The organism is Mycobacterium sp. (assembly GCF_032162605.1).
Classification (GTDB): domain Bacteria; phylum Actinomycetota; class Actinomycetes; order Mycobacteriales; family Mycobacteriaceae; genus Mycobacterium.
Genome location: NZ_JAVROT010000475.1, coordinates 1 through 10,373 on the forward strand (window position 1 = coordinate 1; position 10,373 = coordinate 10,373).

The 10,373-nt window shown below is 63.5% G+C and carries 5 protein-coding genes; all 5 read left to right on the top strand.

Features of this window, described 5'->3' with window-relative positions; translation table 11 throughout:
• A partial coding sequence (locus QOI01_RS26145) for a hypothetical protein (protein ID WP_526386074.1) occupies positions 1-2,492 on the top strand: 2,492 nt, incomplete at its 5' end.
• The gene (locus tag QOI01_RS26150; protein WP_526386075.1) at positions 2,492-6,064 is read left to right on the top strand and encodes a hypothetical protein; all 3,573 of its coding nucleotides are present in this window, start codon (positions 2,492-2,494) and stop codon (positions 6,062-6,064) included. The genes QOI01_RS26145 and QOI01_RS26150, both read left to right, overlap by 1 nt.
• A 37-nt stretch (positions 6,065-6,101) precedes the next feature.
• Positions 6,102-8,432 carry a WD40 repeat domain-containing protein gene (locus QOI01_RS26155; RefSeq protein ID WP_526386076.1) on the top strand — a complete coding sequence of 777 codons (2,331 nt, stop codon included), beginning with the start codon at positions 6,102-6,104 and terminating at the stop codon, positions 8,430-8,432.
• Between the two features lie 56 nt (positions 8,433-8,488).
• Complete coding sequence (locus tag QOI01_RS26160) at positions 8,489-9,700, top strand: peptidoglycan-binding domain-containing protein (RefSeq protein ID WP_526386077.1); 1,212 nt, start codon at positions 8,489-8,491, stop codon at positions 9,698-9,700.
• A 281-nt stretch (positions 9,701-9,981) separates the two neighbouring features.
• Positions 9,982-10,248, top strand: a complete 267-nt coding sequence (locus QOI01_RS26165; protein WP_526386078.1) for a hypothetical protein — start codon at positions 9,982-9,984, stop codon at positions 10,246-10,248.
• Positions 10,249-10,373: the final 125 nt, after the last annotated feature.

Below are 10,373 nucleotides of genomic sequence, written 5' to 3' on the forward strand. Positions count from 1 at the left end.
CGCGCAACACCGCCATACCGCTGACCGCTGCCGGAATACTCGCCGCTCTGATCGATCGGCCCATCCAGACGGGCACAGGCAAGCCAGGGCCGGACGACACCGCGCTCGAGCTGCCCTCGCGTCTGACGATCGTGCCCAAAGCACTCACCTCCGGAACGGTGGTGTGCCGGCACGCCACGACACCGCGATTCGCCGGCGAGGTCGCGGGTCTGTGGCGCACGCAGTTGATCGCGTCGGACCCGGTTGCGGCTGGGCAAATCGGTCTCCAGGCAGTGGATTTCGATGACACCGATCCTCCGTTTGACATCCCATTGGGCCACGCCGACCGCGGCCGGATCGTCCTCCAGACGGCGTCCGCGCTGGCGCACGCGACCCGACTTGAACTCGGCTCGCTCGGCGGGACACTCGACGCATCGGGCCGCTGGCCCGAAGACAACCCCACCTTCGAGTGGGAACACCATTGCGTGCTGGGTCGTGACATGTTCGTCCGGACTTTGGCGAAGGGCTTCCTCTACCCCTTCGGTCATCGGGCCGAGTTTCTGCGCCTCACCATCCGCATGTTCGATCCGGAATCGGGCGGCGCGGCCACGTTGCGCACCATCGAGGTTCTCACCATCGTCGAGCCAGTGCGCAGCGAGTCATCCGACGACAAGATCCGCCGCGGATTTCCTTTTTCCGGCGTGGAGATCATCCCTCGAACCTTCACAGATCTGAGATCGCCGCCCGACTGGAAGTCTCACCGGTTCGGGACGACCGATGTATCGAACACCTTCTTCTGGGTGGAGACGGCAGCCCAGACCAAGGTCCAATTTCCCATCCGATGCCAGACTACGGACGGAGAAGTTCACGGCACGGTGCCGCTGCTGTTCGTGTCCGACCTGCCTGACCTCAGCTCACGGACCGACCCGGTTCTGACCACCCGATTGTCCCTCGAGTACGGCGAACAGCCGATCCCCGTGCCCGGCACCATGATCGACCTGGTGGGGTCTGCGGGCGGCGGCGAAAGCGGTGACATTCACGAGGTGCACGCCGTGACGATCGGTGGAGTCGCGCTGAGCCCCGACGCCACGGACGGATACCGCGCCGAGGTGAGAGGGCTCTCCATCGCCATGCCTGCGTTGCGGTCGCTACTCGGCAAGGACGATCCCCTGCACGTGACTTTCGCCGATGCCTATCTCGACGACGCGACCGACGTGCTGCTCGACATCAAGAACCAGACTCTGGATCTGAACTTCACAAAACAGGCCGACCGCTCTGGCGCCTTGATCGCTCCGAACTACAGCGCGAACGCCATCTCACGGACGCTGGGGCCGGTCAACACGGCGGCCTTCCCGAACCCAGTCACGGGAGACATCGACCCGACCGCGCTGTTCCACCCGGACGCGAGGATTCTCGGATTCCCGATGCAGGACCTGATCACCGACCTGAAGGATGCGCCGAAGATCACGTGCTCTTTCGCCTCCGGCAGGGGACCCGACATCACCATGCTGTGGCAGGGCATCAAGCTCAAGACGAATGGGGCAGGCTTCGTCGCGGGTCCCGGTGCCAGCCTCGATCTCTCGGTGACCGGCGGTCCGAGTGGGTCGGAGACGAATTGCACTCTTGGGAACTTCGCGTTCGAGTTCCCGCCGAGGAATCCTGTGCTCCGACTGACATTCACCAACGTCGTCTACAACCAGAAGGACGGGCAACCACCAACCATGACGGTGGACCTGCACGCGGCCGAATTCATTGGCGACCTTAGCCTTATCGAGGATTTGAAAGATGTGGTCGATCTCGGGGAGGCCGGCAATCTGATTGACGTCACACCGACAGCGATCGCGTTGCATTACAGCCTGGCACCCAAGCCGGCACCGCTGTCCAACGGCGCTTTCGTGCTGCGGAACATCGCACTGACCGCACGAATGACCGTGCCCTACAACGGCGATCCGGTGACGATCGCCTTGGGATTCTCCAGTCGCGCCAACCCTTTTCAGATGAGTGTGCTGATGTTCGGCGGAACCGGTTACGCCGAGATCGAATTGAACCAGCACGGTCTGCAGAGATTCGACGCCGGCATGGAGTTCGGCGCGCTGATCGTGGTCGACTTCGTGATAGCCCGCGGCGAGGTTCACGTGCTCGGCGGTGTCCGCTTCCAGTTGGAGGCTGATCATTCGGTGACGGTCACCGGCTACCTGCGGATCGGCGGGTCCGTCGAGGTCCTCGGACTGGTGTCGGTGTCGATCGAGCTGATCCTCTCCCTCTCCTACTCTTCGGCGCGCAATGCCCTGGTAGGACGGGCCACCCTCGTCATCGAGGTCGACTTGACGCTGTGGTCCGACACGATGGAACTCGACAGCGGTGAATGGGTTTTGGCGGGCCCAAGCCACCCGAGCCACCACCTGCAACATTTCGCGAACATGCTTCCGGGCGAAACGGCCTTCGACGGCCTCAGTCAGTGGCGCAGATATCGCGCGGCCTTCGACCGCGACACCAACGGGGTCGTCGTCTGATGGCGGAGACGACGCGGCCGATGCTCTTCATCGCGGTGCCCAGTGGACTGGCCGCCGACGACATCACTCAGGCGATTCTGCGTGTTCTGGTGGTGCCCAGGTTCACCGAAGGCAGCATCACCCAGCAGGGCGTGTTCGACTGGCCGTCGATGCTCGACGAACCCGACTTCATACTGATGACCAGGGGCTCCGGAGGGGTCGCATTTGAAGTGCCGGAACCGCTGACGTATGTGCGCACCGCGGATTCATCGATCTGGAACGAATTCTTCGGTGGCACAGGTGGGCTCGTCGAACCCTGGCGCCCCGTCTCGAGACCCAATCCCATTGTCGGTGAGACGTTCTCCCAGGCGGGCAAAGTCGCTGACACCTACCACGCGGTGACGACCGGCCTGGCCCAATCACACGCGGACCCCGACCACACCATTCGCCAGGCACTCGGCCCGTGGGCGTCCGTCCCTGCCGCACAAACCCCCGAACTCTCGGACCTGCCGGAGAGCAGGCCGGTCGACTTTCACCGGTCGGTGTCGATGCTGCGCGAACACCCTTCAGTGCTGACCGCCCTGGGGTTGGTCTTCGAACTACGTGTACCTGTGGAGTCTTTGGATATCGGAGGCCCAGAGGACGCGCACGCCCTTTCGGTGCAATGCCGCAACTCGCCGGTGCTCGAGCAGCTGGTGACATCGCCATGGACCCGATATGAATTCGGACCGCGCATCTTCCGCCCGGCGCCGGGGCCAGGGTCAACCACCGACGTGGCCCACGGTGTGCTCGATCTGTCCAAGGCCGAGAAGATTCAACCTAATGCGCTGGCACAGGGGCGAAAGCGGCCACCCTGGGCGCTGACAAACTTCGATGTCGATGGCGCCCGAACCGCCCTCCAGCAGGCCGCGTCGAAGCTCGACGACCCCGAGACGCCGACATCCCCGACGATGCCGGCGATCAGGTCCATCGGAATTTCGCTGCTGCGTCCCGGCCGTCATGCTGAGCTTGCCGCCCGCGCGCAACTCGGAGCGCAGCGCGCCATGGCGGCATCCATGGTGAACACCGAATTGACCGCCGACGATCTTGTTCTCGGCTATCGCGTCGACATCAGGAAGAGCGACAACAACCAGTGGCGGTCGCTGTGTGAGCGAGACGCGACCTACACGGTGAAGCAGAACCGGACGCCCACCAAGGAGTCCCCGCCCACCGAGGCGCCCCCCCTCACCATCGGCCCTGGCGGATCCGCGCCCCGGGCCGAGGAAGGTCAGGTCAAGCCGTTCACCGCCGTCCGCTCCGGCCGCACCGACCTGTTGACAGACGAGATTGTGCTGCACTGGGGGGGTTGGAGTCTGGTTCTGCCGGTTGTGAAGCTGGCGAATGACCCGTCCACTGTGTCAACGGAGCCGAGTCGCGCTATTCCGTACCAGTTCCGTTGGACGTTCACCCCACGCCCCGGCGCCCTTCCGACGCTGAGATTCGCGCACAGGTACCAGATGCGCGTTCGGATCGCCGATCTCACGGGCGGAGGGTTGACGATGGACGACGTCAGGGATGACGACTCCTTCGCGACTCCTCTGTTCCTCTACAACCGATACGACCCCGTCCCGCCACCGCTACTGCATTCGGACACAGACAAATTCGGGACCGGGGCGGCGATCGATCGGCTGGTGATTCGCAGCGATACCGATCTGACCCCGCAGCAACTCCACGCGATCGATCCCGACTACCCAGTGGTCGAGACCCGGGAACTTCTGCCGCCAACCGGGCCGCTGGCACTAATCGAACAGCATGGAATACTCGATGAGCTCACCGACGAGGCGTCCTGGCTACTGGCGCAGCGCGCCATTGACGCGCATCAGGGCCTGCCCGAACCCACAATGAGCGGCGTACATGCCTACGTCCCCGTAGAACCCGGAGGCGTAGCCACACCCCTCAACGCGCGCAGAGCCTGGTCGCCGGCATGGCCCGATTTCGCCCCGAAGAGCATCCGACTCACTGTGGCCGAGGCCGATTCCTCACAGCCCATCACGATCGCCTGGGCTGACGACATCTTGGCAGTCACACTGAAGCCGGCCGAGATGGCCACCATAGAACTGACATCGACCCTGCGGGACGGTATCCAGGACCATTTCGCGTTCTCGGAATGGCTCGGCAGGTCCGACGTTCCTGGGCAAGAGGCGATGATACCGGTGGACGTGACCATGGACGGACGCAATCCCGCTGTGACACCAGCACGCAAAGTCTTTGCGGTGCATGCAGTCAGGCGCCCGCTGTTGGACCCGGTGTGGAATCTTCCCGCGGCAAAGGTCACCCGGGGAGAACACGAGACGTCCATCCACCTCCACCCCGACTTCACGTCCGCCGGAACGACATTGAATACCGACAGCACCGGCCGACTCGACGTCGCGGCACGGTGGACCGATGTCGATGACAGCGGCCCGACAGCGGCTATGAACACCCAGCTGAAGATAAACGAACACCTCTTCAGCACCACCATTGATCGAGGTGACCCCCCAAACCTGGAGATTCGCCACGAGTTCGGCGATACCCGGTACCGCGTCGCGCACTACACGCTCAACGCAATTACCCGATTCCGTGAGTACTTCAAACCAGACGAACCTGCGGAGAGGTTTCATCGTGCGTTGGATCAGCCGTCAGACGTGCGAGCCCTTTCGTCGGCACGCCCTGCTGCGCTGAAAATCCTAGCTGTCGGCCCCGCATTCGCCTGGCAGCCAACGCAAGTCAGCGGCAACCGGATTGAGCATATTCGGCTGGGACGACGCATCCGGGTGGAGTTGGCCCGGCCGTGGTTCCAGACCGGTGTCGACGAGCGACTCGGCGTCATCGTGGCCCAGCCCGGGTCATCACCGGCGCCCGAAGATCCGGTGACCCAGATGGGGCGCGATCCGCTGTTCGACGCGCCGTCGACTCCACAGTACCCGTCGACTCAATGGTTGCGAACCACCGCCGGTCCCGGAATGGCCTTCCAGCCAACCGGACTCGACTACCACGTCGACGTCGTGCCGTTCGCCGTGTCGCCCGACAACGACCGCTGGTACGCCGACATCGAGCTGGTCTTCCCCGATGCGGCGCCGCCTTACAACCCGTTCGTTCAGCTCGCCCTTGGCCGGTTCCAGCAGCACAGCCTGCCCGGGCTTGCACTCTCGATGGTCATGGTCACCGACAAGGTGCCGGTTCTGCCCGATCGTCGCGTCGTCGTCGAACGCAACGGCAATCAGCTCACCGTCACGGTCGTCGGCGTCGGGCCGAGCAATCCCAATAGGGTCGACGCAACGATCGAACAGCCGACCGGTACGGGAGTTGCGGCCAAGGATATCGAGCTCGTGACGGCGGGGCCGCCAGTCGACGGAGTTCCGGCGTGGCTGCCGGTCGCGGGATCCACTGTGCACGGTGACCTGGGGTCGGCGCTTCCTTCGCTTACATTGCCCCGCACACCGGGGCCACTTCGGTTGCGGCTGGCCGAGAGTGAGAGCTTGGGTGGCACCGCGACCCCCGTGGTTCATCCCGAGCTGAATCGACGCAACGTCTTCATCGACACGATCGACATTCCCGCCGGATGGCACCAGTGAGTGCGGCACCCGGCATCGTCCACAAAGGAGCGCAGCGGTGACGAACTTCGGTGATCTGATCCACAGATTCAGTACCGACCAAGTCGGCCTGAACGCCGCAATGACTTTCGATGCACTGGGTAGGACCGCAATCTTCGCGCGGTTTAAGTTGTTGTCAGCGTGCGAACCGCTGACCGGCAAGGTGCTTTGGCAACTGACCGACGAAGCGGACGGAGCGGTGACCGGTTCGGCATTCAGCCAGGATGGTCAGCTGATGGCCATCACTGTGGCCTCGATCCCTGACTTTCATATCCGGGTCATTGATCTGGGCACGGGCACGGAGCGCTACATCATCCAAGGCCTCACCGCCCACAGTCCAGGGCCGATTTTTCCCAACTCACCAACGTTCAGTCCGGACTGCCAACTGCTGGCCTTCCACTCGGGTGATGGGGACGGGCGGCTGTTCGTCTGTTCGGCCGCGACGGGTGAGCACCTTTGGCAGGCGGCTATGCCGCCCAAGGGTTTCGTGAACAACCTCACCACCGCGCCCGCGATGTGGTTCAGCCCGGACTCGACGCTGTTGGCTTACCCCAACGGATCCGGAATCGTTGTGGTAGACGCCAAGACTGGGGAGGCCCCTCACGGCGGCGAACTCGAGGTGACAGCACCTCTGGGCTCGCTGTGGCGGTTTACCTTGGACAGCAGGCGTATTGCGTGGGCACAGTGGACGACAGGCGCGGCACCGACCGTCACGCTCACCGATATCGACACCCGATTACCGGTGTGCACCTTCAGTCTGCTCACCGGGACGTTGCTGGCAGTACCTGGTGGAGGTGTGTTCAGCCATGACGCGCGGCGAATCGCAGTGGTGGGAAGAAGGTCTATCGGTCCGGGCCCCGCCCCGAACCGAGGCGCGGTCGCCGTTTTCGACCTGGAACTCGGCGACTCGGAGCCAGAACCGCTGCCCACCGAGTTCATCGGGCGCGAGCCGCTGTTTGCGCCAATCGGTGTCGACATCGCCGACTCCACCGCAGTTGCGTTCAGTCCGGGCCACCGTTATCTCCTAGTCGGAACGCCACGCAATGGCGGTACTTATGGGGTCCGAATCACGGATACCGATACAAGTGCGACGGTGTGGCTACGGGAGAACCCGACCGCCTTCCCGTCCTTGTTCAGTCCGGACGGCAAGTATTTCGCCGCGTGGGGAACCGGGGACGGTTACCAGATCTTCGCCGCGGGCGACCCGCCTGATCCGGGCAGCGACCCAGCCTTCCTGAGTAAGTTGCGCTCGAGCACGGTATTTGACCACGCAGTCACCAATATTGGCGTAGTCGGATGCGTGCCGCCGGTCGGTGTCGCCGCCACGTTGGGCGGTGACGACGGGGCTGGTCCAGTCGATGCGAGCGTCACCATTTTCAGGGCCGACCCCGTGCCTTTTCCGCCCGAAGATGACGCGCGCCCCCGCAATGTCCCGATCCGTACCCTCATCGTTGCGCTCGCCTGTGGTGGCGACGATTGGTTCGTTGCGATCGGTGGCGGCAACGGATCGCTTCGTGTGCTCAACTCCACCGCGCCGACCTGGCAGGCACTCCACGACGGGCCGGTAAACGCGGTAGCCATCGCGCCGTCCGGTTCACTGATCGCGACGGGAACGGGCAACCCGGTCACCACGGGCACCGGCGTTCCCGCTCGATCCGTACAGGTTTTCGACCGGACTCTGGCCCCCGGCGAAGGCCTTGACCATCGTCGGCCGCTGTGGAGCTCGGCGCAGCATCCGGAGGGGGTCATTCACGTCGCGATGAGCGCAGACGAGCGCTGGGTTGTGACGGGCTGTAGTGACGGTGGCGTTCGCGTGTTCGAGAACTCCGTCGACGCCGAGCACACGGCACGGCGCACCATCGCGTCGTTCAACCGGGTGCGAAGTATCGGGTTCGGCGGTAGCCAACTCTTCGCCGTTGGCCTGGACCAATCCGCCATCGTCGTCGATGCCACGCTGACCGACGCCACCGCGGGCGGCAGCGACATCGTGTATGCGCATCCGTTTCCACCCATTGGCGTTTGTCTGAACAGCGATACGTCGTTGCTCGCCACCAGAACCGGGCCGGGCGACGCCACGCTCCGCGTCTGGCGCGTTCCGGATGGAACCGAGAACCCGCTATTCGCCCGGGACTACCACGGTGCGATCAACGGAATCGCGTTCAATCCGGTCAGACCCATACTGGCGGTGGCGCTTGCCAAGGGAGGTGTCGCGATTCTGAATACAGACACCGGACACGACCACATCAGGCTGCCGTTCCTAAAAGCCGTGAACAAGGTTCAGTTCAGCACGGACGGAACACTTTTGATCGCCGCCTCAGACGACGTGGTCAATATCTACAGCGCCATCTAGATCCTGCTCCTGCAATTGCCGGGACAGGCGGCGCGTTCGGGACAAAGATCGGCCCTATGGGCTTGAATTCCGCACGATTTTCTGGTGATCCGATTCTCGAGCAGTGCCTGGCCGGTACCCACCGGATGCTGGCACCCGAGACAAACCTCTCGGTCATGCGCGTCCAGGAGGCCTTGACGACGCTCGGATTCCCGACAGGGCCCCTGGACGGCGTCTTCGGTCCGACAACGGGCCAACAGGTCAGTGACTTCAAGGTGAGTCGCGGATTGTCACCCAGCGACCCCGTGGTCGGACCCGGTACATCAGCGCAGCTGGACGCCGAGTTGTTCAAGGACCCACCGAGCCTCGATCCGGCATTCGGCGAGCTGGCCGCCTTCGTCGCGGCACACAGTGTCGAACCCTTCGTCGGGTTCGACCACAACGAGCTCGTGATGGCGACGCTGAACTCTCAGCGCCACGACACCGGCAAATTCCTATCGTCGGTGATGGCCTCAGGCCAGTGTCTTGCGATCGTTGCGGTGAGCCGAGCGAGCGGTCTCACCGACCCGCGGATACCCACCGATACGATCGCTCGGCTCTCGAACATTCGAGGCTCTGGCTCCACGAAGCATTTCACCGGCACCGACGGCGCGCAGCACGTCGCCGTCTCGATCGCCGACAACACGATTCTCGGGAAGAATTTCCTCACCCATCACCCGTCGCTGCGCAAGGCGAAGGTGACTCTGCGCGCGACGCTGTGCCATGAGATGACGCACATCCGCAACGACGGCCTGGACCTGAAGTCAACCCCGCTCACCGACACCGGCACCTACGCCGATCCCGTTCTGGCCCAAAGTGTCACGACAACAAGCGGATTGCCCACCGGATCGGTCTTCGAACAGTTCGCGCACGAGATGGTGGCGCGCCATGTCGATTGGATCATCGACCGCGAGAACTCGGGTGACCCGACCGCGGCGCAATTCCTCGATCCGGCCGCGCTCGTCGAAGGCGCGCATTTCTATATCGCCGAGACGGACCCCGAACTCTTCAGCGACAACGGGTACATCGCGGGAATCCTCGCGCAAGGCGAGGAGCTGACCTACGCCCAGATCGGTCTGTGGTTGGGCCGCTGCGGGGGAATGCGTTTCAGCGGCAACGCTGATATCCAGGACATCAGCGTCGGACTGTTCAACTCCGCCGCCGATGAGGCCGCACGCATCGCCGGGGACCCCACAGGGGTACACCCAGACGCCGACGGTCTCATCCCGCTGTCGGCGGACTTCAACTAGTCCGCGGGCGCGATTGCTTCGTCAATCATGTCTGTCGGTAACGCTTGAGAAACTTGAGGTTCACGGCGCGGGTGGAGGAGTCGTATAGATTCGTCCAACACCAACCTGCTGAGCGCTCTTGTCGACTCCGGTGCGAAAGTGATCGACGTCGACTCTGCCCGATGGCTGAACAGGCACGCCGAGGAAATGCCATGGGAGGCAAGCATAGGTACGCGTCAAGGGGACGAGACGCCTAGCCGGGTACGTCCCCAACCCTTCCATTCGTACCGAGGAGAACGCAGATGTTCACGACGAGTGACGACGGGCTGGTGATGGACGAACGCGGAAGGATCGTGTACTTCAGCGCTGACCGATTCATCACCTACATCGTCGAGGGCGGCGCTTGCTTCATTTGCGGCGCTCATCGCGGCACCGTTGAGTTCAACGACGAGCATGTCTTACCGAATTGGATTCTAAAGCGATGCGGGTTGCACAACAAGTACATCAACCTGCCCAATGACGCCGGCCACCGAGACGGCAACTACAACATTCCCTGCTGCAAGTCCTGAGGATGTCCCGAGTTCCGTGGAACTTCGGTGGCGGCCCGGTGAGCATCAGGCTGCGCTCGCCTGGTCATTGTGCACGACGGGTACGACAGATTCGGCAGCCTGGCGCTCGAGGGCTATTCGCAGTG